Raw genomic sequence first — 22077 nt, 5'->3', positions numbered from 1 at the left:
CTTCCTTATGCAGGTGCCCCATGAGCGACCAGCAAGAATTCCCTGATTACGACCTCAACGACTACGCCGACCCCGAAAACGCTGAATCCGCCTCGTCCAATACCGGCCTGGCCCTGCCTGGGCAAAACCTGCCGGACAAGGTCTACATCATTCCGATCCACAACCGGCCTTTCTTCCCGGCCCAAGTGCTGCCGGTGATCGTCAACGAAGAGCCGTGGGCCGAAACCCTGGAGTTGGTGAGCAAATCCGACCACCACTCCCTGGCCCTGTTCTTCATGGACACGCCGCCGGAAGACCCGCGCCACTTCGACACCTCCAGCCTGCCGCTGTACGGCACCCTGGTGAAGGTGCACCACGCCAGCCGCGAAAACGGCAAGCTGCAATTCGTCGCCCAGGGCCTGACGCGCGTGCGCATCAAGACCTGGCTCAAGCACCACCGCCCACCGTACCTGGTGGAAGTCGAATACCCGCACCAGCCGAGCGAGCCGACCGATGAGGTCAAGGCCTACGGCATGGCGCTGATCAATGCGATCAAGGAACTGCTGCCGCTCAACCCGCTGTACAGCGAGGAGTTGAAGAACTACCTCAACCGCTTCAGCCCCAACGACCCGTCGCCACTCACCGACTTCGCCGCCGCGCTGACGTCGGCCACCGGTAACGAGTTGCAGGAAGTGCTGGACTGCGTGCCCATGCTCAAGCGCATGGAAAAAGTGCTGCCGATGCTGCGCAAAGAGGTTGAAGTCGCGCGCCTGCAAAAAGAACTGTCCGCCGAGGTCAACCGCAAGATCGGCGAGCACCAGCGCGAGTTCTTCCTCAAGGAACAACTCAAGGTCATCCAGCAGGAACTGGGCCTGACCAAGGACGACCGCAGCGCGGACGTCGAACAGTTCGAGCAACGCCTGGAAGGCAAAGTGCTGCCGCCCCAGGCGAAAAAACGCATCGATGAAGAATTGAACAAACTGTCGATCCTCGAAACCGGTTCACCGGAATACGCGGTGACACGCAACTACCTGGACTGGGCCACTTCGGTGCCGTGGGGCGTGTTTGGCGAGGACAAACTCGACCTGAAACATGCGCGAAAAGTGCTGGATAAACACCATGCGGGCCTGGATGACATCAAGAGCCGCATCCTTGAGTTCCTTGCGGTGGGTGCCTATAAGGGCGAAGTCGCCGGTTCCATCGTGCTGCTAGTCGGCCCGCCGGGCGTGGGCAAGACCAGCGTGGGTAAATCCATCGCTGAATCCCTGGGCCGGCCTTTCTACCGCTTCAGCGTCGGCGGCATGCGCGACGAGGCCGAGATCAAGGGCCATCGCCGCACCTACATCGGCGCCCTGCCGGGCAAGCTGGTGCAGGCGCTTAAAGATGTGGAAGTGATGAACCCGGTGATCATGCTCGACGAGATCGACAAGATGGGCCAGAGCTTCCAGGGCGACCCGGCGTCGGCCTTACTGGAAACCCTTGACCCTGAGCAGAACGTCGAATTCCTCGACCACTATCTGGACCTGCGGCTGGACCTGTCCAAAGTGCTGTTCGTGTGCACCGCCAACACCCTGGATTCCATCCCCGGCCCACTGCTGGACCGTATGGAAGTGATTCGCCTGTCGGGCTATATCACCGAAGAAAAAGTCGCTATCGCCAAGCGCCATCTGTGGCCGAAACAGCTGGAAAAAGCCGGCGTGTCGAAAAACAGCCTGACCATCAGCGATGGCGCCTTGCGTGCGTTGATCGACGGTTACGCCCGCGAAGCCGGGGTGCGTCAGTTGGAGAAACAGCTGGGCAAACTGGTGCGCAAGGCGGTGGTCAAGTTGCTGGACGAGCCGGATTCGGTGATCAAGATCGGCAACAAGGACCTGGAAAGCTCCCTGGGCATCCCGGTATTCCGCAACGAGCAAGTGCTGTCCGGCACCGGCGTGATCACAGGCCTGGCCTGGACCAGCATGGGCGGCGCGACCTTGCCGATCGAGGCGACGCGTATCCATACGCTCAATCGTGGTTTCAAACTCACCGGGCAGTTGGGTGAAGTGATGAAGGAGTCCGCGGAAATCGCCTACAGCTACATCAGCTCGAACCTGAAGTCGTTTGGTGGTGATCCGAAGTTTTTCGACGAAGCCTTCGTGCACTTGCACGTGCCGGAAGGCGCCACGCCGAAAGACGGCCCGAGCGCCGGGGTGACCATGGCCAGTGCGCTGCTGTCGCTGGCGCGTAACCAACCGCCGAAAAAAGGCGTGGCCATGACCGGCGAGCTGACGCTGACCGGGCACGTACTGCCGATTGGCGGCGTACGCGAAAAGGTGATTGCGGCGCGGCGCCAGAAGATCCATGAACTGATCTTGCCGGAGCCGAATCGCGGCAGTTTTGAAGAGCTGCCGGAGTACCTGAAGGAAGGCATGACGGTGCACTTTGCCAAGCGTTTTGCGGATGTGGCGAAAGTGCTGTTCTGACAATTATGTAGTACCCGCCCTGGCCTCATCGCGGGCAAGCCCGGCTCCCACCTTTGAATGTGTTCACCCATCAAAATGTGGGAGCGGGCTTGCCCGCGAAGGCGCCAGTCGCCACAGCGCAAATCCCTCCTTGTCACACCTTGTCTCATCTTCGGTTATGCTCGCCCTTCGTCGTGAATCAACGGAGCCCCCATGACCGCTGCCCGCCTGCTTCTCCCCTTGAGCCTTGCCCTGCTGGCCGCGTGCGCCAGTGCACCGAAGCAAAACGTCACCGTGGATAACCAGAGCGCCTGCCCGCTCCAGCTCAAAAGCGGACAAAACCTTATCCTCACCCTGCCAAGCAACCCCACCACCGGCTACCGCTGGGCCATCCAGGACTCCGCTGGCGGCGTGCTGCGCGCACTGAGCCCGGAGGTCTACAGCAGCTCGGAATCCGGTGTGATCGGTGGCGGCGGCCAGTCGACCTGGCGTTTCCAGGCTTTCGCAGCCGGCCAGGGTCGTTTGCGCCTGACCTCCCAGCAACCCTGGGAGCCGGAAGCCGAACCCGTCGAAACCTTTGACTGCGCCATCACGGTGAACTGATATGCCATGGCTGATTCTTGCGTTGATGGGCGCCGGCACCTTTATCTACGGCCTGACCACCCATGCCACCTTATTGTGCCTGCTGGTCAAACCGCTGCCGGTGCTGGCGCTGCTGGGTTGGCTGCATGATGCACCGCCCACCGACTATCGACGCTGGATCAGCCTGGGGCTGATTTTTTCCCTGGTGGGTGACGTATTGCTCGCCTGGCCGGGCGACCTGTTTATCTTTGGCCTGGGTGCCTTCCTGTTTGCACATTTGGCGTATCTGAAAGCCTACTTCAGCGATTGCCGCCGCCTGGCGCTGCTGCCGCTGATATTGGCGCTGGGCGTAGGCGCAATCCTGTTGAACATCCTGATCTCCCATGGTCTGGGCGACCTGCTGGTTCCGGTGGTGGTTTACGCGCTGGTGATCAGCGCCATGCTCTGGCGCGCACTGGCCCGGCTGGGCAGCGATGTGCCGAAGCGTTCGGCGTGGCTGGCGGCGGCGGGTGCGGCGTCGTTTGTGTTTTCTGACACGCTGATCGGTATCAATCGGTTTGTGGCGGCGTTCGATGCGGCGCCGTATTTGCTGATCACCACGTATTGGCTGGGACAATGGGGTATCACTGCATCTGCGTTTGCACTCGGTACACAGACAGAACACCCCAGCGACAATCCTTGAAAAAACCAAGTCCTCTTTCCTACGCCCTGCCTAGAATCAAAACGTCTAAACGACTGGTAGTTTTGACAGTTACGTAAAGTAGGCGTCTGCCGATAACGTCATGGGACAACGCGCATAATCATGTGGGCGAATGGGTCAGAAGGGTTCAATCATGGCCACCCGTAGAACACTCAAGAAAGCCAAGGGAACATTGACCGCATCCATCAACGGTAAAGCGAATTTCGTTGCAAACGCGGTTTATCTGACGCACGAGAATGGACTGACAAGGATCGTAGGCGTGGATGAGGATTCAGCCAGCCTTCTGCGCATCATCCAGATTGATATGGTGGCGCACATACCCTACGGCGAACATGATTTTCCAGGCGATCACATTCGCGCACTCATAGCCGGTGGAAACACTGCTCCCTCGCACTACCTAACTAGCACCGGTCGTGTGGGTATTGATTTTGACCATAAAACTGGTCGCTACGAGGGCCAGTTCAAGTTCACTGCACAAAACGTCTTTCCACCAAAAAACATCATTGAGGTTGAGGGTGCTTTTGCTATTCACACGGACCCTACCGCCAAAAAGTAACGGAGATCGCCGGGGCGGTGAAGCCAGTACCGACAGCTCCGTCACGGTTTATCAGACAACCCGCGCACACCGGGGCCAACTTGGCTAAAATGCCGGCCTTTCCCCAATCGTCGCCGGAACAACCGTGAGCAAAGAACCCGATCGCCTATTCGCCCAGCCCCTGCCCCAGGTGCCGGACTTCGCCTTTAACGAGGACGTGGTGCGGGTGTTCCCGGACATGATCAAACGCTCGGTGCCCGGCTACCCGACCATCGTCGAGAACCTCGGCGTACTCGCCGCGCAGTTTGCCCAACCTAACAGCGTGCTATATGACCTGGGATCCTCGCTGGGCGCGGTGACCCAGGCCCTGCGCCGCCACGTGCGCACCGACGGTTGCCGGGTGATCGCGGTGGATAACTCGGCCGCGATGGTCGAGCGTTGCCGTGAATACCTCAATGGCCAAGACTCGATGTTCCAGGAGCTGCTGCCGGTCGAGGTCATCGAGGGCGATATCCTCGCGCTGCAGTTCCAGCCGGCCTCGGTGGTGGCGCTGAATTTCACCCTGCAATTCATCGCGCCCGATGAGCGCCTGGCCTTGCTCGCGCGCATCCGCCAGTCGCTGTTGCCGGGTGGCGCGCTGATCCTCTCAGAAAAGCTGCGTTTCAACGATGCAGAAGAACACGCGCTGCTCACCGATCTGCACATCGCGTTCAAACGCGCCAACGGCTACAGCGAACTGGAAATCGCCCAGAAACGCAGCGCCATCGAAAACGTCATGAAGCCCGACAGCCTCGAAGAACACCGCGAGCGCCTGCTGGCGGCCGGTTTTTCGAAAGTCGTGCCGTGGTTCCAGTGTCTTAACTTTGCCTCGTTGATTGCCTTGCCATGATTGATCTGTCTCCCCTCGCCCGCCATCTGGTCGGCACTCCCCTGGCCGTGTGGGCCCAGGGCCTGCAAGCGCAACTCGATAGCAAGATGGAAAAGGGTCATGGCGACCTGGAACGCTGGCAGAGTGCGCTGGATGCACTGCCAAAAATCCAGCCCAGCGAAGTGGATTTGCTCAACGGCCTGACGCTCGATACTGACTGCGACGATGACACCCGCGTGCAGATGCATGCCGCGCTGATGGGCCTGAGTCCGTGGCGCAAAGGGCCATTCAACCTGTTCGGCGTGCATGTGGACACCGAATGGCGCTCGGACTGGAAGTGGTCCCGCGTGGCACCACACCTGAACCTGAAGGGCAAGCGCATCCTCGACGTGGGCTGCGGCAACGGTTACTACATGTGGCGCATGCTCGGCGCCGGGGCCGACAGCGTGATTGGCGTGGACCCGAACTGGTTGTTCTTCTGTCAGTTCCAGGCGGTGCAGCGTTACCTGTCAGAACCCAAGGCGTGGCACCTGCCGTTCCCGTTCGAGGACCTGCCGGCGAATCTGGAAGGCTTCGACACGGTGTTTTCCATGGGGGTGTTCTATCACCGGCGTTCGCCCATCGAGCATTTGCTGGCGTTGAAGGACACCCTGGTCAAAGGTGGTGAATTGGTGCTGGAAACCCTGGTGGTGGAAGGCGATCAGCAACAGGTGCTGGTGCCGGAAGACCGCTACGCGCAGATGCGCAACGTATGGTTCCTGCCGTCAGTGCCGGCGTTGATGCTGTGGCTACGCCGCGCAGGATTCAGCGACGTGCGCTGTGTGGATGTGAGTGTGACCACGGTCGAGGAACAGCGTGGGACAGAGTGGATGAAGTACCAGTCGCTGAGTGATTTCCTCGATCCGCACGATCACAGCAAGACGATTGAAGGGCTGCCGGCGCCGATGCGGGCGGTGATCATCGCCCGCAAATAAATCTCAAAGGGACGGCTTGGCTCTTCGCGCCTTGAAGAACTCACTCAAGACCGTCCCGCATTCCTCGGCCAACACCCCCCCTTCAAACAGCACCTTATGATTGAGAAAGCCCTGGGTAAAAAACTGCCCCTGGCTTTGCACGATCCCCGCTTTGGGTTCCAGCGCGCCGTACACCACGCGCGCAATCCGCGAATGCACGATCAGCCCCGCGCACATGCTGCACGGCTCCAGCGTCACATACAGCGTGCTGCCCACCAGGCGGTAGTTGCTGATGGCTTGCGCGGCGGCGCGGATGGCGACCATTTCGGCGTGGGCGCTGGGGTCGTTGCCACTGATGGGGCAGTTGAAGCCACGGCCGATGATTTCGCCGTCTTGCACCAGCACCGCACCGACGGGCACTTCACCCAATGCCGCGCCTTGGGCAGCCAGGGCCAGGGCTTCGCGCATGAAATCCTGGTCGCGGCTGCGGTCGATGATCGCAGTGGGACGAAACTGGCGCATCACGCCACCTCGATGGCGGCCATCAGGCCGGTTTCCATGTGGTCGATCACGTGGCAGTGGAACATCCACACCCCTGGGTTATCCGCTACCAACGCTACGCGGGCGCGCTCGTTTTTACCCAGCAGGTAGGTGTCGGTGAAGTATGGGATCACCTTGTGTCGGTTCGAGGCGATCACCTTGAAGCTCATGCCGTGCAGGTGAATCGGGTGTTGGTACTGGGTCATGTTCTTCAATTCGAAAATGTAACTCTTGCCCTTTTCCAGCTTGGCGATCGGGCGGTCGGCACAGGTCTTGTCGGTGATGTCCCAGGCCTTGCCGTTGATCTGCCACAGGCTTGGTGGTTTCCCGTCATCCACGGACACCGTGCCGACCCACTCGAAATTGAAGTTGAGTTTCTCCGCATTGGCCAGGTCCGGCTCGGCAATCGGGTTGGCCGGCAGCGCTGGCGGCCATTCGGTCGGCGCATCGGCGTTGGCCACCGAACGGAAGGTACCCAGGCGTACCGGGCCGTTGCGGATCGACAGCTCTTCGCCGGCCGGCGGTGCCTTGATCGCCAGGCAGATGCGCATGCCGGGGCCCAACCAGTATTCCTTGCCCAGCGGGCGCGGCTCGATGGGGTTGCCGTCCAACGCGTAGATCTGCGCCTCGACATCCGGAATGTTGATGCGATAGGTCAGGGTGTTGTCGAGGTTGAGCAGACGCACGCGAGTAATCTGTCCGGCGGGCAAATCGACGACTGCCTGGGACACGCCATTGATCGTCGACAACCGCCCGGCCGTGCCGCCGCGTGCCGCCTCACGAGGAACGCTGAAGGCCACGAAAGCGCCCTCTTCGTCCACATGCCAGCTCTTCAGGCTAAGCGTGCGTTCGTGTTTGAAACCGGTGGGTTCGCGCTCTTCGATGATCAGCGGGCCGACCAGGCCACGGCCGAGTTCTTCGCTGCTGTTCACGTGGGGGTGATACCAGTAGCTGCCGGCGTCGGGCACACGGAATTTGTAATCGAAATACTCACCGGGCAGTACCGGCAACTGCGAGACGTAGGGCACGCCGTCCATTTCCAGCGGCAGGCGGATGCCATGCCAATGGATGGTGGTGGCGACCGGCAAGTGGTTGATAAAACGCACCCGCAGCCATTCGCCCTGGCGCACCCGCAACTCGGTGCCCGGCGCTGACGGACCGAACGCCCAGGCTTCGGTCTTATGGCCCGGCACCAGTTCCACCTCCAGGGGTGCGGCGATCAGCTCGTAGTCATGCCCCGCCTCGGCCTCGGCAACTTTCCCCAGCCAGTAGCGGTAGGCGCCACCGGCACCGACGCCTACTACGGCCAGGCCTGCAAGACCACCCAGGATTTGTCGACGGGAAAAGGATCGGGACACAACAACCTCACGTATCGGCCGCAGGCCCAGGGCCTGCAAAGGGCAGATACGATACACCTGCCCTGGCTAAACAGTAAGGCTTCGCATTGCCGCAGTAGGCGGATCAGGCCTTGGTGGCCGCCAGGATCAGGGCTTTCATCTCGGCCACGGCACCCTTGAAACCGACGAACAGCGCGTGCGCCACCAGCGCATGGCCGATGTTCAACTCATTGATGCCCTTGATCGCGGCCACGGCTTCGACGTTGTGGTAGTGCAGGCCGTGACCGGCGTTGACGATCAAGCCTTCCTTGAGGCCGCAGCTCACGCCGTCGATGATACGTTGCAGTTCGTCGGCCACTTCGGTGGGCGTGGTGGCATCGGCGTAACGGCCGGTGTGCAGTTCGATGGCCGGTGCACCGACACGGCGCGAGGCTTCGATCTGGCGCTCGTCAGCATCGATGAACAGCGAGACTTCACTGCCGATCTTCGACAGGCGTTCCACGGCGGCCTTGATCCGCGCTTCCTGGCCGGCCACATCGAGACCGCCTTCGGTGGTCAGTTCCTGACGGGTTTCCGGCACCAGGCAAATGTGCGCCGGGCGGATGCGCTCGGCGAACTGCATCATTTCCTCGGTGACGCCCATTTCGAAGTTCATGCGGGTTTGCAGTACTTCCTTGAGCACCAGCACGTCACGCTCCTGGATGTGGCGGCGGTCTTCGCGTAGGTGCACGGTGATGCCGTCGGCGCCCGCTTCTTCGGCGTCCAGCGCGGCCTTGACCGGGTCAGGGTAACGGGTGCCCCGGGCCTGGCGCAGGGTAGCGACGTGGTCGATGTTGACGCCAAGAAGAATGCGATTGCTGGTGGTCACGGAAGCGCTCCTGAAAAGGGAAAGAAACGCTGCACAGCATACACGGGGTTGTCAGGGCTTTCGAAACAACTCGCGACTGACCAGCGGCCGTCCGCCCAAGTGCACGGCCAGGGCCTGGCGCATCAGGCGCTTGGCGGCAGACAAGGCGCCGGGAGCGGTCCAGTCGGCTTCGCTCATGGCCAGCAGCTCGGTGCCCTGGAACAGGCCCGGTTGCAGCAGGTAGACGCGCTCCAGGCCGGCGTCGACCTGCAGACGGTACATGCCGTCGGCCGCGATGGGGTCGCCGTGCAGGTCGTTGGCCAGTTCGAAACCGTAACCCAGGTCGTCGAGCAGGCGCCATTCGAAGGCGCGCAGCAGTGGTTCCAGAGGGCGCCCTTCGGCCAGGGCCAGCAAGGTGGCGGCGTAGTGATCGAAGACAGCCGGGTGCGGGTCTTCGGCAGGAAGCAGGCGGATCAACAGCTCATTGAGGTAGAGACCACTGAACAGCGCCTCGCCATTGAGCCAGGCGGACGTGCCGACGCTTTCCATGCGACCGACGTTCTTCAGCTCGCCCTTGCCGCGAAACTCCACGTCCAGGGCCACGAATGGCCGTGCCAATGTGCCCGCCTTGCCCCGTGCGCTACGCAAGACCGCGCGCAAGCGGCCTTGGGGCGTGAGGAAGTCTACCAGGGCGCTGGTCTCACGGTAGGCGCGGCTGTGCAGGACGTAGGCGAGTTGGCTGGGGGGCGGGGATTGGGACATGGGAGTCTCTTCGCAGAACTTAAGAACAGCGACCAACCAATGTGGGAGCGGGCTTGCCCGCGAAAGCTGTAGTGAATTCACCACCGCTATCGCAGGCAAGCCAGCTCCCACATAAGCCCGCTCACACAGAGGTTCCGCGGTGTGTTAGAGGTCGCCGTAGCCCAGGGAGCGCAATGCACGCTCATCATCGGACCAACCACCCTTCACCTTCACCCACAGGTTGAGCATGATCTTGGAGTCGAACAGCAATTCCATGTCCTTGCGCGCTTCGGTGCCGATACGCTTGATGCGTTCGCCCTTGTCGCCAATGATGATTTTCTTCTGGCCGTCACGTTCGACGAGGATCAGCGCATGGATGTGCAAGGTCTTGCCCTGCTGCTTGAACTCTTCAATTTCGACGGTGATCTGGTACGGCAGCTCGGCGCCCATCTGGCGCATGATTTTCTCACGCACCAGTTCGGCGGCGAGGAAACGGCTGCTGCGGTCGGTGATCTGGTCTTCCGGGAAGAAATGCTCGTTTTCCGGCAGGTGCTCGGCGATCACGCGCTCCAAGGCATCCAGGTTGTGGCCGTGCTGGGCGGAGATCGGGATGATCTGCGCGTTCGGCAGTTGTTCCTGCAACCAGCTCAGGTGCGGCATCAATTCGGCTTTGTCTTCGATGCGGTCGGTCTTGTTCAACGCGACGATCAGCGGGCCGGTGACGTACTGCACACGCTCCAGGACCATCTGGTCTTCGTCGGTCCACTTGGTGCGGTCAACCACGAAAATCACCACGTCGACGTCTTTCAACGCCGCCGAAGCGGTCTTGTTCATGTAGCGGTTCAGGGCTTTCTCGCCACCTTTGTGCATGCCTGGGGTGTCGACGTAGACCGCTTGCACGGTGCCTTCGGTCTTGATGCCCAGCATGTTGTGGCGGGTGGTCTGCGGCTTGCGCGAGGTGATCGCGAGCTTTTGGCCGAGGATGTGGTTCAGCAGCGTGGACTTGCCCACGTTCGGGCGGCCGACGATGGCAACATAGCCACAGCGTGTTGCGGTTGAATCAGTCATGGCCATTCTCCACGCCCAGGGCAATCAGTGCTGCAGCGGCCGCTACCTGTTCGGCAATGCGACGGCTCACACCCTGACCTCGGCTTTTTTCGTTCAGTAAGGTGATTTCACATTCCACGAAGAACACGCGGCAATGGGGCTCACCCTGGATATCCACCACTTCGTAGCGTGGCAGTTCGCAACCACGGGACTGCAGGAATTCCTGCAGGCGGGTCTTGGGGTCTTTGTTGGTGTCGACCAGCGTGAGGCTTTCAATCTCGGAGGTCAGCCACGCGGTGACGCGCTCCTTGGCTGCTTCCATGCCTGCATCGAGGTAGATGGCACCGATCAGCGCTTCGAGGGCGTCGGCCAGGATCGACTCACGGCGGAAACCGCCGCTCTTCAGCTCACCGGACCCCAGGCGCAGGTACTCGCCCAGGCCGAAGCCACGGGCCAGCACCGCCAGGGTCTCGCCCTTCACCAGGCGTGCGCGCAGGCGCGAAAGCTGGCCTTCACGGGCTTGGGGGAAGCGTTCGAACAGCGCTTCACCGGCGACGAAATTGAGGATGGCATCACCGAGGAATTCCAGGCGCTCGTTGTTGCGCCCTGCAAAGCTGCGGTGTGTGAGGGCAAGGACCATCAATTCCTGATCCTTGAAGGTGTAGCCGAGCTGACGCTCGAGACGACTTAGAGAAACGGTCACGGTTTACCCATATCTGTTTGGTGGCACCGGCGGCCATCGACGATTGACGCAGTGTTCAAATTCAAATCCTGGTTGGTACAGCATGAGGCAGGACAGATTTGTCCCCACCCCAGAAAAGCATTCGGCGCTGTGTTCACAGCGCCGCCTGTATTACTTGATCAGCCCGACCCGCGAGAAGTTCGGCAGGTGGCTGAGTTTGGGTTCCGGCCAGCTCATCCAGACCGCGAAGGCCTTGCCGACGATATTCTGGTCGGGAACCATGCCCAGCAGGTCCTTGGGAATGTTGGGGTCATCCCAGTACCGGCTGTCATTGGAGTTGTCGCGGTTGTCGCCCATCATGAAGTAGTGCCCGGCCGGCACTGTCCACTGGCCGTCAGGCTGGGCACGGTAGCGGCTCATTTCCTTGCGGATTTCGTGCTCTACCGTACCGAGTTTTTCCTGGTACAACTCGGCGCTGCCCAAACTGTTCGGCTCGGAGCCGATCAGTTTCTCGGCCACCGACTCACCGTTGATGAACAGGCGCTTGTCGCTGGTGTAGCGGATCACATCGCCCGGCAGGCCAACCACACGCTTGATGTAGTTGACGTTCGGGTCGCTCGGGTAGCGGAACACCATCACATCGCCGCGCTGCGGGTCACCGACTTCGATGACCTTCTTGTCGATCACCGGCAGGCGGATCCCGTAGGAAAACTTGTTCACCAGGATGAAGTCGCCGACGTCCAGGGTAGGTTTCATCGACCCCGACGGGATCTGAAACGGCTCTACCAGGAACGAACGCAGCACCAGCACGATGAACAACACCGGGAAGAACGACTTGCCGTACTCAACCAGCAACGGCTCTTTGTTCAGTTTCTCGATCACCACGCCATCGGGCTGGCTGACGCTGCCCTGATAGGACGCGATAGCCGCCCGCCGACGCGGGGCGAAGAACACCAGATCGAGCAACGCCAAGAGACCGCAAACGGCAACGGCGATGACCAGCAACAGCGGGAAATTTAGCGACATAGGACCTAACTATCCAACCTGAGCACCGCAAGGAAGGCTTCTTGTGGAATTTCCACGTTACCTACTTGCTTCATGCGTTTTTTACCGGCCTTTTGCTTCTCAAGCAGCTTGCGCTTACGGCTTACGTCACCGCCGTAGCATTTGGCCAGTACGTTCTTTCTGAGTGCCTTGACGGAGGTCCGTGCAATGATCTGCCCGCCAATGGCGGCCTGGATCGCGACGTCGAACATCTGGCGCGGAATCAGTTCTTTCATCTTTTCGGTCAACTGGCGACCTTTGTAGTGCGCGTTGTCCTTGTGCACGATGAGTGCCAGGGCATCGACCTTGTCGCCGTTGATCAGCACATCCAGTTTCACCAGATTAGCCGATTGGTAACGGTCGAAATGGTAATCCAGCGAAGCATAGCCGCGACTGGTGGATTTGAGACGGTCGAAGAAGTCCAGCACCACTTCGTTCATCGGCAAATCGTAGGTCACTTGCACCTGGGTACCGAGGAACAGCATGTCGTGCTGTACGCCACGCTTTTCGATACACAGGGTAATGACGTTGCCCAGGTGTTCCTGCGGCACAAGAATATTGGCGCGCACGATCGGTTCGCGCATGTCTTCGATGGAAGACAGGTCTGGAAGCTTGGACGGGTTGTCGACGTAAATCGTTTCACCGGTTTTCAGCGCCAACTCGAAAATAACCGTCGGCGCGGTGGTGATCAGGTCCAGGTCGTATTCACGCTCGAGGCGCTCCTGGATGATCTCCATGTGCAGCATGCCGAGGAAGCCGCAACGGAAGCCGAAGCCCAGGGCGTCGGAGCTTTCCGGGGTGTACTGCAACGACGAGTCGTTGAGGGTCAGCTTTTGCAGGGCTTCGCGGAAGTCTTCGAAGTCGTCGGAGCTGACCGGGAACAGGCCGGCGTAGACTTGCGGCTGGATGCGCTTGAAGCCCGGCAGCACGTCGACGTCAGGGGTGGAGCTCAAGGTCAGGGTGTCACCGACTGGCGCACCGTGGATGTCCTTGATACCGGCAATGATGAAGCCTACTTCGCCGGCTTTCAGATCAGTGGTAGCGGTGTGCTTGGGGTTGAAGACACCGACGCTGTCCACTAGGTGGATCTTGCCGGTGGACTTGACCAGGATCTTGTCGCCTTTCTTCACACGGCCATGGCGCACGCGGACCAGGGAAACAACGCCCAGGTAGTTGTCGAACCAGGAGTCGATGATCAACGCTTGCAGCGGATCTTCGTAGTTGCCGGTTGGCGCAGGAATGGTCTTGACCAGGCGCTCGAGCACTTCATCGACGCCCAGGCCGGTCTTGGCGCTGCACTCGACGGCGTCGGTGGCATCAATGCCGATGATTTTTTCGATTTCTTCTTTGACGCGGTCCGGATCGGCTTGTGGCAAGTCGATCTTGTTCAGCACCGGCATCACTTCAAGGCCCTGTTCGATGGCCGTGTAGCAGTTGGCGACGGACTGGGCTTCAACGCCCTGGCCCGCGTCCACCACCAGCAACGCACCTTCACAGGCAGCCAGCGAGCGGCTGACTTCGTAGGTGAAGTCAACGTGGCCAGGGGTGTCAATGAAGTTCAGCTGGTACTTGATACCGTCTTTGGCGGTGTAGTACAGGGTGACGCTGTGGGCCTTGATGGTGATCCCGCGCTCGCGTTCGAGGTCCATGGAATCCAGTACCTGGGCTTCCATTTCACGCTCGGCAAGGCCGCCGCACATCTGGATGAATCGATCGGCCAGCGTCGACTTACCATGGTCAATGTGGGCGATGATGGAGAAATTGCGGATATGACTCAAATCACTCACGGATCAACACTCAAAAAGGCTGCAGGCAGATTGCCCGCTGAAAAATAGCCGGGAATTGTACCTGATGCTCGGGCCAGACGTCATCTTTGCTGACCAGAACAAAAATGCCCCGATCTCTCGACCGGGGCATTTTTTGTTCATAAGCGCGCAATCAGCCCGCCCGGCGCAGTAGCCAGAAGCCGGCCAGGGCACAGATGGCCGTGGGCACCAGCACCGCAAACAGCGGCGAAAAGCCAAACACCAGGCTCGACGGGCCAAGCAGGTCCTGGGCGATGCGGAAGGTGAAGCCCACCAGCACGCCGGTGAATACGCGCTGACCGAGGGTCACGGAACGCAATGGGCCGAAGATGAAGGAAATCGCCATCAGCACCAACGCGGCCGTCACCACCGGCTGCAACACCTTGACCCAAAATGCCAGCCAGTAGCGACCGTTGTTCAAACCCTGGTCCTTCAAGTAGTGGATGTAACCCCACAGCCCGGAGATCGGCAGGCTTTCCGGGATCATCACCACGGTATTGAGCAATTGCGGCTTAAGGGCGATGTCCCACTCTTCGCTCGGCACATTGATCACTTCGGTGCTGGCGTTTGAGCCTTTGTCGATGTTGCGGAAATACGTAGTGGTAATGTCGCTCAGCTGCCACTTTTCGCCACTGTATTGCGCACGTTTGGCGAAACTCGACGACAGCAGGTGGCGTTCTTTGTCAAAGGTGTAACGCGTTACACCAATCAACAGGCCACCCGGCTGCACGGCGTTGATGTGGATGAATTCATCACCCTGGCGGTGCCACAGGCCGTGCTTGGAGCTTTGTGCGTCGCCCGAACCCTGGGCCAGGGCACGATTGGCCTGGGCCGTGGTTTCGGCCGGCGGCGCGACGTATTCACCGATCAGCACGCTGCACGCCATCAGCAGCAGCATGGGCTTCATGACCGCCCAGACGATACGACCGATGGACACGCCGGCGGCGCGCATGATGGTCAGTTCGCTGTTGCTGGCCAGGCTGCCCAGGCCGATCAGGCAGCCGATCAGAGCGGCCATCGGCATCATGTCGTAGAGGCGGCGCGGCGCGGTGAGGGCCACGTAGCTCAGCACGTCCCACACGGTGTAGGTGTCGGTGACGTTACCCACTTCATCGATGAAGGCGAACAACGATGCCAAGCCGAGGATGATGCCCAACACCGCCAGAATGGCGATCAGTACGCTGCTACCAATGTAGCGATCGAGCTTAGCCACGAGCCAACTCCTTCTGGCCACGACGGCTCATCATTTTCAAACGGATCGGTTCCCAATAGAGCAGGCCCAGGCCAATCACCAGGAAGATCCCGTGCACCCACCACAAGCCCAGGGTTGGCGACAGCTTGCCCTTCTCCAGGGAACCACGGGCGGAAATCAGAATGGTGAGGTAAGCCATGTACAGCAGGATCGCCGGCAACAGCTTGAGGAAGCGGCCCTGACGCGGATTGACGCGCGACAGCGGCACCGCCATCAAGGTCACGATAAACACCAGCAGCGGCAGGGAAATCCGCCATTGCAGCTCGGCAATCGAGCGCAGCTCCTTGCTGCCGAACAGCTCGGTGGTCGGGATGGCGTCGCGGTCGGTGACTTCGTCGCTGATATCCGGACGGGCCAGCATCACGCCATAGGTGTCGTATTTGATCGCACGGTAATCGGCCATGCCCGGACTGCCATCGTAGCGATAGCCATTTTCCAGGATCAGGTAGCGACTGCCGTCAGGACGCACTTCCTGGCGACCGGAATCGGCCACCAGTACGGAAATGCCACGGTCCTTCTTGTCCTGGCCCAGGCGCTTCTCGGAGATGAACACGCCGCCCAGGTTGGCGCGGTCGTCGGTCAGGGTTTCGGTGTAGGTCACCCGTGAACCGTCATTGAGCGCCTGGAAGCGGCCCGGCTCGAGGGTGTCGAACTCGGTCATCGCGTCCTGTTTATTCAGTACCAACTGAAACTGCATGGCGCCCTGGGGGGCCAGGCTCAGGCTCAGCCAGGCCACGATCAGCGCGACGCCGGCGGCCGGGATCATGGTCATGCCCAACAGGCGCTGTTGGCTCATGCCGGTGGCCGAGAGCACGGTCATTTCGCTTTCGAGGTAAAGGCGGCCGTAGGCCAGCAGGATCCCGAGGAACAGGCCGAGCGGCAAGATCAGCTGCAGGAAGCCCGGCAGGCGAAAGCCCATGATCAGGAACAGCGAGCCCGGATCCAGTGCGCCGGAGGCAGCCTGGGCCAGGTATTTGACGAAACGACCACTCATGATGATGACCAGCAAAACCGCACTCACGGCACTCAGGGTCAACAGGACTTCGCGGGACAGATAACGGAAGACGATCAAACCAGACACTCCAGGGTTGTCAGGCTAAGGCGGCCAAACAAGCAAGCATACCGAGTCAGCCCGCTTGCACGGGCCGGCTAAAAAGATGGCGCATTATCCTGTGATTGACCGCGCCTGTCACGGAGCTTGCTCATGCACGTGCACAAAGCGGGTGACAAGGGTTGTCAGGCTCCGCCGGCGAGGTTCAAACTGCGGCCTTTGTCGCCGGCGGTTTACACAGCTGCCTGGTATTAAAGCCGGAGTACAGACTCCTGGCTAACCGACCTTTATAAGGGACCCGAAAATGGAATTGGTTGTAAAAAGCGTTAGCCCCGAAACGTTGAAAACCGCCACCCTCGTGGTCGCCATCGGCGAAGGCCGCAAGCTCGGCGTTGCCGCCAAGCAACTCGACGAACTCAGCGGCGGCGCCATCAGCGCAGTGCTCAAGCGCGGCGACCTGGCCGGCAAAGTCGGCCAGAGCCTGCTGTTGCAGAGCCTGCCCAACCTGAAAGCCGACCGCGTATTGCTGGTAGGCGTGGGCAAGGACGCTGAACTGGGCGACCGTCCGTTCCGCAAAATCGTCAGCGGCATCCTCACCACCCTCAAGGGCCTGGGCGGCACTGACGCCGCGCTGGCACTCGATGAAGTCGTGGTCAAAGGCCGTGACAGCTACGGCAAGACCCGCCTGCTGGCCGAGAGCCTGGTGGACGGCGGCTACCTTTTCGACCAATTCAAGAGCACTAAGGCCGAACCCCGCGCCCTGAAGAAAATCACCCTGCTGACCATCAAGGCCGCGCAGGCTGAAGTTGAGCGCGCCGTAACCCACGCGACCGCCATCGCCAACGGCATGTCGTTTACCCGTGACCTGGGCAACCTGCCGCCGAACATCTGCCACCCGACGTTCCTCGGCGAACAAGCCAAGGCGCTGGGCAAAGAGTTCAAGGGCCTGAAGGTCGAAGTGCTGGACGAGAAGAAGATCAAGGAACTGGGCATGGGCTCGTTCTATGCCGTGGGCCAGGGCAGCGACCAGCCGCCTCGCCTGATCGTGATGCAATACAACGGCGGCAAGAAGTCCGAGAAGCCTTACGCCCTGGTCGGTAAAGGCATCACCTTTGACACCGGCGGCATCAGCCTCAAGCCGGGCTTGGGCATGGACGAAATGAAGTACGACATGGGCGGCGCCGCCAGCGTGTTCGGCACCCTGCGCGCCGTGCTGGAACTCAAGCTGCCGATCAACCTGGTGTGCATCCTGGCCTGTGCCGAGAACATGCCGAGCGGCGGCGCGACCCGTCCGGGCGACATCGTCACCACCCTGAGCGGCCAGACCGTCGAAATCCTCAACACCGACGCCGAAGGCCGCCTGGTGCTGTGCGATGCCCTGACCTACGCCGAGCGCTTCAAGCCACAGGCGGTGATCGACATCGCCACCCTGACCGGCGCCTGCATCGTCGCCCTGGGCTCCCACACCTCGGGCCTGCTGGGCAACAGCGATGAGCTGATCGAGCAACTGCTCAGCGCCGGCAAAGCCGCCGACGACCGTGCCTGGCAACTGCCGCTGTTCGATGAGTACCAGGAACAGCTGGACAGCCCGTTCGCCGACATCGCCAACATCGGCGGCCCGAAAGCCGGCACCATCACTGCGGCCTGCTTCCTGTCGCGCTTTGCCAAGAACTTCAACTGGGCACACCTGGACATCGCCGGCACGGCCTGGACCAGTGGCGGCAAGGACAAGGGCGCAACCGGCCGTCCGGTTCCCCTGCTGACCCAGTACCTGCTGGATCGCGCCAAGGCCTGAAACTGAAGACGCCGGGGTGGTGATTGTCTCACCGCCCCGGCCTCAGGAACCGCAATGACCCAAGTCGACTTCTATATATTGCCCAGCGCCGACCCGCTCGCGCGCCTGGACTTTGCCTGCAAACTCACCGAAAAAGCCTGGCGCATGGGCCACCGCATCTACCTGCATTGCAGCGATGCCGCCCAACGCGACGAGCTGGATGCCCGACTGTGGCGCTTCAAGGGCGAAAGTTTCGTGCCTCACGGCCCCGCCGAGTCCGAACCCGACGGCCTGGTTGTCCTGGGTTTAGGCGACAGTTGTGGCGATCACCAGGACCTGCTGGTCAACCTGGACCTGAAAGTACCGCCGTTCGCCAAGGCCTTCGCCCGTGTGGCGGAAGTGGTGGTGGAAGACCCGGCGATTCGTCAGGCCGCGCGGGAGAGTTTCCGTTTCTACCGCGAACAGGGCTATCCTCTGCAAGATCACCGGCTACAACGACTTTGAGTACATGATGGACAATCCCAACCCTATAAAAAAAGACGACCACCTGCTGGACGACCTGGAGTCGATCCGTCAGTTGCTCGGTGATGATGACTTGCAACCGCCGCTGTTGACCGAGACGGTCGAGGGCGAGGTACAGATTCCGCTGTTGTTCGACATGGTCGGCGGCAAACCCGTCGCGCCGGAGCCGGTTGCGGTAGCCCCCGCCGTCGAACCTGCCGCTGCTGAAAAAGGGCCAGACGCCTTGCTGCTGCACCTGGACAACGAACTGCGCGCCGCCGCGCAGTTGATCATGCAAGACGTGATCGACGACTTTGCCCCGCATATCGAGACCGAGATCAAGCGCCGGCTGGATGCGCGGATGGAGCGGTTGTTGAGCCAATACCAGTCATAAGTCCTATCAGGAGCGATTTTGCTCGCTCCTACCCCTCTCCCCTATCCCCCGTTATACTTGCCGGCTTTCCTGAATAAATGCCAACTAGGGTCCCGCCGCGCATGGATAAGACCTACCAGCCGCACGCCATCGAAACTTCCTGGTACAACACCTGGGAATCCGAGAATTATTTCGCCCCGCAAGGCGCGGGCGATTCCTACACCATCATGATTCCGCCACCGAACGTCACTGGCAGCCTGCACATGGGCCATGGCTTCAATAATGCGATCATGGATGCGTTGATCCGTTTCCGCCGCATGCAGGGCCGCAACACCCTGTGGCAACCGGGTACCGACCACGCCGGTATCGCCACCCAGATGCTGGTGGAACGCCAACTCGAAGCCACCGGCCAGAGCCGTCATGACCTGGGCCGCGAGAAATTCCTGGAAAAGATCTGGGAATGGAAAGACCAGTCCGGCGGCAACATCAGCCGTCAGATCCGTCGCCTGGGCTCGTCCGTTGACTGGAGCCGCGAGCGCTTCACCATGGACGACGGTCTGTCGGAAGCCGTGAAAGAAGCCTTCGTGCGCCTGCATGAAGACGGCCTGATCTACCGCGGCAAGCGCCTGGTCAACTGGGACACCAAGTTGCACACGGCAATTTCCGACCTCGAAGTGGAAAACCACGACGAGAAAGGTTTCCTGTGGAACCTCAAGTACCCGCTGGCCGACGGCGCCAAGACCGCTGAAGGCAACGACTACCTGATCGTCGCCACCACCCGTCCGGAAACCATGCTCGGCGATGCCGCCGTCGCGGTTAACCCGAACGACGAGCGCTACCAGGCGCTGATCGGCAAGTTCGTCGAGCTGCCATTGGTCGGCCGCCGCATCCCGATTATCGCGGACGACTACTGCGACCCTGAATTCGGCACCGGCTGCGTGAAAATCACCCCGGCCCACGATTTCAACGACTACGAAGTCGGCAAGCGCCATAACCTGCCGCTGCTGAATATCTTCGACAAAAACGCCGCCGTACTGCCAGCCTGCCAGGTGTTTAACCTGGACGGTACGCTGAACGAGAGCATCGACGGCAAGATCCCGGCCGAATACGCCGGCCTTGACCGTTTCGAAGCACGCAAGCAGATCGTGGCCGCCTTCGACGCCGCAGGTTTGCTGGTGAGCGTTGACGACCACGGCCTTAAAGTGCCGAAAGGCGACCGTTCCGGCACCGTGATCGAGCCGTGGTTGACCGACCAGTGGTACGTGTCCACCAAGCCGTTGGCAGAACCTGCCATCGCCGCCGTGGAAGATGGCCGCATCCAATTCGTGCCGAAACAGTACGAAAACATGTATTTCTCGTGGATGCGTGACATCCAGGATTGGTGCATCAGCCGTCAGTTGTGGTGGGGCCACCGCATTCCGGCCTGGTACGACGAGTCGGGCAAGGTCTATGTAGGCCGCGACGAAGCCGAAGTGCGCGCCAAGCACAACCTCGGTGCCGACATTGCGCTGCAACAGGACAACGACGTACTGGATACCTGGTTCAGCTCGGGCCTGTGGACCTTCTCCACCCTGGGCTGGCCGCAGCAGACCGAATTCCTGAAGAAATTCCATTCCACCGACGTGCTGGTTACCGGTTTCGACATCATTTTCTTCTGGGTTGCCCGGATGATCATGCTGACCATGCACTTGGTGAAGAACGAGGATGGCACGCCGCAAGTACCGTTCAAGACCGTGTACGTGCACGGCCTGGTGCGTGATGGCCAGGGCCAGAAGATGTCCAAGTCCAAGGGCAACGTGCTGGACCCACTGGACATCATCGACGGCATCGACCTGGAAACCCTGGTGCAAAAACGCACCTCGGGCCTGATGCAGCCGAAACTGGCGAAGAAGATCGAGAAGCAGACCCGCGACGAATTCGCCGACGGCATCGCCAGCTACGGCACCGACGCCCTGCGCTTCACCTTCTGCTCGCTGGCGTCCACGGGTCGCGACATCAAGTTCGACATGGGCCGCGTCGAAGGCTATCGCAACTTCTGCAACAAGATCTGGAACGCGGCGCGCTACGTGCTGGACAAGGGCGAAGACTGCGGCCAGAACGGCGAAGCCGTCGAGCTGAGCCTGGCCGACCGCTGGATCATTTCGCAGCTGCAACGCACCGAAGCCGAAGTGACCCGTCAGCTCGACCAGTTCCGTTTCGACCTGGCCGCACAGGCTTTGTACGAGTTCATCTGGAACCAGTATTGCGACTGGTACCTGGAACTGTCCAAGCCAGTCTTGTGGGACGAAAACGCGCCGGTCGAACGCCAGCGCGGCACCCGTCGCACCCTGGTGCGCGTACTGGAAGTGGCGCTGCGTTTGGCACACCCGTTCATGCCGTTCATCACCGAAGAAATCTGGCAGCGCCTGGCGCCGCTGGCCGGTATCGAAGGCAAGACCATCATGCTGCAGCCTTGGCCAGTGGCCAATGAAGCGCGCATCGATGAGGCAGCCGAAAGCGATATCGAATGGCTCAAGACCCTGATGATGGGCACGCGCAACATCCGTGCCGAGATGAACATCGGGCCGGGCAAGCCATTGGCGGTGTTTGTGAAGAACGCCAGTGCTGAAGACCAGCGTCGTCTTACCGAGAACGATGCGCTGCTCAAGAAGTTGGCGAAGCTGGAGTCGATCACCGTATTGGCGCCCGGCGCAGAAGCACCGCTGTCCGCCACCGCACTGGTTGGCGAAATGGAAGTGCTGGTGCCGATGGCCGGCTTGATCGACAAAGATGCCGAACTGGCGCGTCTCGACAAGGAAATCGGCCGCCTGCAAGGCGAAGTGCAACGCGTGGGCGGCAAGCTGTCCAACGCGGCCTTCGTCGACAAGGCACCGGCTGAAGTGATCGAGAAAGAACGCGCCAAGCTGGCCGAGGCTGAACAGGCCCTGGGCAAGCTGGCAGAGCAACATGCGCGGATTTCCAGCCTGTAAGGTGTAAACCGTGTGAAAAAAGAGACCTTCGGGTCTCTTTTTTTATGCCTGCCGTA

At 60.7% G+C, this 22077-nt stretch carries 20 protein-coding genes; 10 read left to right on the top strand and 10 right to left on the bottom strand.

Annotated features, from left to right (window positions below; genetic code table 11):
• Nucleotides 1-20: 20 nt before the first annotated feature.
• The 6 genes from lon (at nucleotide 21) to cmoB (ending at nucleotide 6079) form a co-directional block, all read left to right on the top strand.
• Nucleotides 21-2441, top strand: a complete 2421-nt coding sequence (gene lon, locus AYR47_RS12650; RefSeq protein WP_033902440.1) for an endopeptidase La — start codon at nucleotides 21-23, stop codon at nucleotides 2439-2441.
• 192 nt (nucleotides 2442-2633) lie between these two features.
• Entirely contained in the window at nucleotides 2634-3023 is a 390-nt protein-coding gene (locus AYR47_RS12645; protein ID WP_033902441.1) for a protease inhibitor I42 family protein, read from the top strand.
• A gap of 1 nt (nucleotide 3024) precedes the next feature.
• Complete coding sequence (locus tag AYR47_RS12640) at nucleotides 3025-3684, top strand: lysoplasmalogenase (protein ID WP_033902442.1); 660 nt, start codon at nucleotides 3025-3027, stop codon at nucleotides 3682-3684.
• Between the two features lie 151 nt (nucleotides 3685-3835).
• Nucleotides 3836-4258 (top strand): hypothetical protein, encoded by a 423-nt coding sequence (locus tag AYR47_RS12635; RefSeq protein ID WP_156487796.1) that lies wholly within the window; start codon nucleotides 3836-3838, stop codon nucleotides 4256-4258.
• 124 nt (nucleotides 4259-4382) lie between these two features.
• Complete coding sequence (cmoA, locus tag AYR47_RS12630; protein ID WP_061435429.1) at nucleotides 4383-5126, top strand: carboxy-S-adenosyl-L-methionine synthase CmoA; 744 nt, start codon at nucleotides 4383-4385, stop codon at nucleotides 5124-5126.
• Nucleotides 5123-6079 carry a tRNA 5-methoxyuridine(34)/uridine 5-oxyacetic acid(34) synthase CmoB gene (gene cmoB / locus AYR47_RS12625; protein ID WP_061435428.1) on the top strand — a complete coding sequence of 319 codons (957 nt, stop codon included), beginning with the start codon at nucleotides 5123-5125 and terminating at the stop codon, nucleotides 6077-6079. Before cmoA ends, cmoB begins: the two co-directional genes overlap by 4 nt.
• Nucleotides 6080-6082: 3 nt before the next feature.
• Here cmoB and tadA read toward each other — a convergent pair whose 3' ends face one another.
• The 10 genes from tadA to lptF form a co-directional block, all read right to left on the bottom strand.
• A complete protein-coding gene (tadA, locus tag AYR47_RS12620; protein ID WP_033902446.1) occupies nucleotides 6083-6580 on the bottom strand; it encodes a tRNA adenosine(34) deaminase TadA in 498 nt (165 codons plus the stop codon).
• On the bottom strand, nucleotides 6580-7956 hold the full coding sequence (locus AYR47_RS12615; protein WP_061449422.1) for a multicopper oxidase family protein: 1377 nt from the start codon (nucleotides 7954-7956) through the stop codon (nucleotides 6580-6582). The genes tadA and AYR47_RS12615 overlap by 1 nt, the downstream gene beginning before the upstream one ends.
• A gap of 103 nt (nucleotides 7957-8059) precedes the next feature.
• On the bottom strand, nucleotides 8060-8803 hold the full coding sequence (pdxJ, locus tag AYR47_RS12610; protein ID WP_033902447.1) for a pyridoxine 5'-phosphate synthase: 744 nt from the start codon (nucleotides 8801-8803) through the stop codon (nucleotides 8060-8062).
• Between the two features lie 51 nt (nucleotides 8804-8854).
• Nucleotides 8855-9544, bottom strand: a complete 690-nt coding sequence (gene recO, locus AYR47_RS12605) for a DNA repair protein RecO (RefSeq protein ID WP_016978272.1) — start codon at nucleotides 9542-9544, stop codon at nucleotides 8855-8857.
• 144 nt (nucleotides 9545-9688) lie between these two features.
• On the bottom strand, nucleotides 9689-10591 hold the full coding sequence (era, locus tag AYR47_RS12600) for a GTPase Era (RefSeq protein ID WP_033902448.1): 903 nt from the start codon (nucleotides 10589-10591) through the stop codon (nucleotides 9689-9691).
• Nucleotides 10584-11273 carry a ribonuclease III gene (gene rnc, locus AYR47_RS12595; RefSeq protein ID WP_033902449.1) on the bottom strand — a complete coding sequence of 230 codons (690 nt, stop codon included), beginning with the start codon at nucleotides 11271-11273 and terminating at the stop codon, nucleotides 10584-10586. Before rnc ends, era begins: the two co-directional genes overlap by 8 nt.
• Nucleotides 11274-11423: 150 nt before the next feature.
• Entirely contained in the window at nucleotides 11424-12278 is an 855-nt protein-coding gene (gene lepB / locus AYR47_RS12590) for a signal peptidase I (RefSeq protein WP_033902450.1), read from the bottom strand.
• Between the two features lie 5 nt (nucleotides 12279-12283).
• On the bottom strand, nucleotides 12284-14083 hold the full coding sequence (lepA, locus tag AYR47_RS12585; RefSeq protein ID WP_003210439.1) for a translation elongation factor 4: 1800 nt from the start codon (nucleotides 14081-14083) through the stop codon (nucleotides 12284-12286).
• Nucleotides 14084-14234: 151 nt separating this feature from the next.
• A complete protein-coding gene (gene lptG, locus AYR47_RS12580) occupies nucleotides 14235-15314 on the bottom strand; it encodes an LPS export ABC transporter permease LptG (protein ID WP_033902451.1) in 1080 nt (359 codons plus the stop codon).
• Nucleotides 15307-16425 carry an LPS export ABC transporter permease LptF gene (gene lptF / locus AYR47_RS12575; RefSeq protein ID WP_028618984.1) on the bottom strand — a complete coding sequence of 373 codons (1119 nt, stop codon included), beginning with the start codon at nucleotides 16423-16425 and terminating at the stop codon, nucleotides 15307-15309. The genes lptG and lptF overlap by 8 nt, the downstream gene beginning before the upstream one ends.
• 283 nt (nucleotides 16426-16708) lie before the next feature.
• On the opposite strand from lptF, the gene AYR47_RS12570 reads away from it, so the two are divergent.
• The 4 genes from AYR47_RS12570 (at nucleotide 16709) to AYR47_RS12555 (ending at nucleotide 22021) form a co-directional block, all read left to right on the top strand.
• Entirely contained in the window at nucleotides 16709-18199 is a 1491-nt protein-coding gene (locus AYR47_RS12570) for a leucyl aminopeptidase (RefSeq protein WP_033902452.1), read from the top strand.
• Nucleotides 18200-18253: 54 nt separating this feature from the next.
• Nucleotides 18254-18682, top strand: a complete 429-nt coding sequence (locus AYR47_RS12565) for a DNA polymerase III subunit chi (protein WP_033902453.1) — start codon at nucleotides 18254-18256, stop codon at nucleotides 18680-18682.
• A 7-nt stretch (nucleotides 18683-18689) separates the two neighbouring features.
• Complete coding sequence (locus AYR47_RS12560) at nucleotides 18690-19073, top strand: hypothetical protein (protein ID WP_033902454.1); 384 nt, start codon at nucleotides 18690-18692, stop codon at nucleotides 19071-19073.
• 101 nt (nucleotides 19074-19174) lie between these two features.
• On the top strand, nucleotides 19175-22021 hold the full coding sequence (locus AYR47_RS12555; protein ID WP_061435427.1) for a valine--tRNA ligase: 2847 nt from the start codon (nucleotides 19175-19177) through the stop codon (nucleotides 22019-22021).
• Nucleotides 22022-22077 lie beyond the last annotated feature (56 nt).

The organism is Pseudomonas azotoformans (genome assembly GCF_001579805.1).
Lineage (GTDB): Bacteria > Pseudomonadota > Gammaproteobacteria > Pseudomonadales > Pseudomonadaceae > Aquipseudomonas > Aquipseudomonas azotoformans_A.
This window is presented reverse-complemented; position numbering and strand designations above follow the sequence as displayed.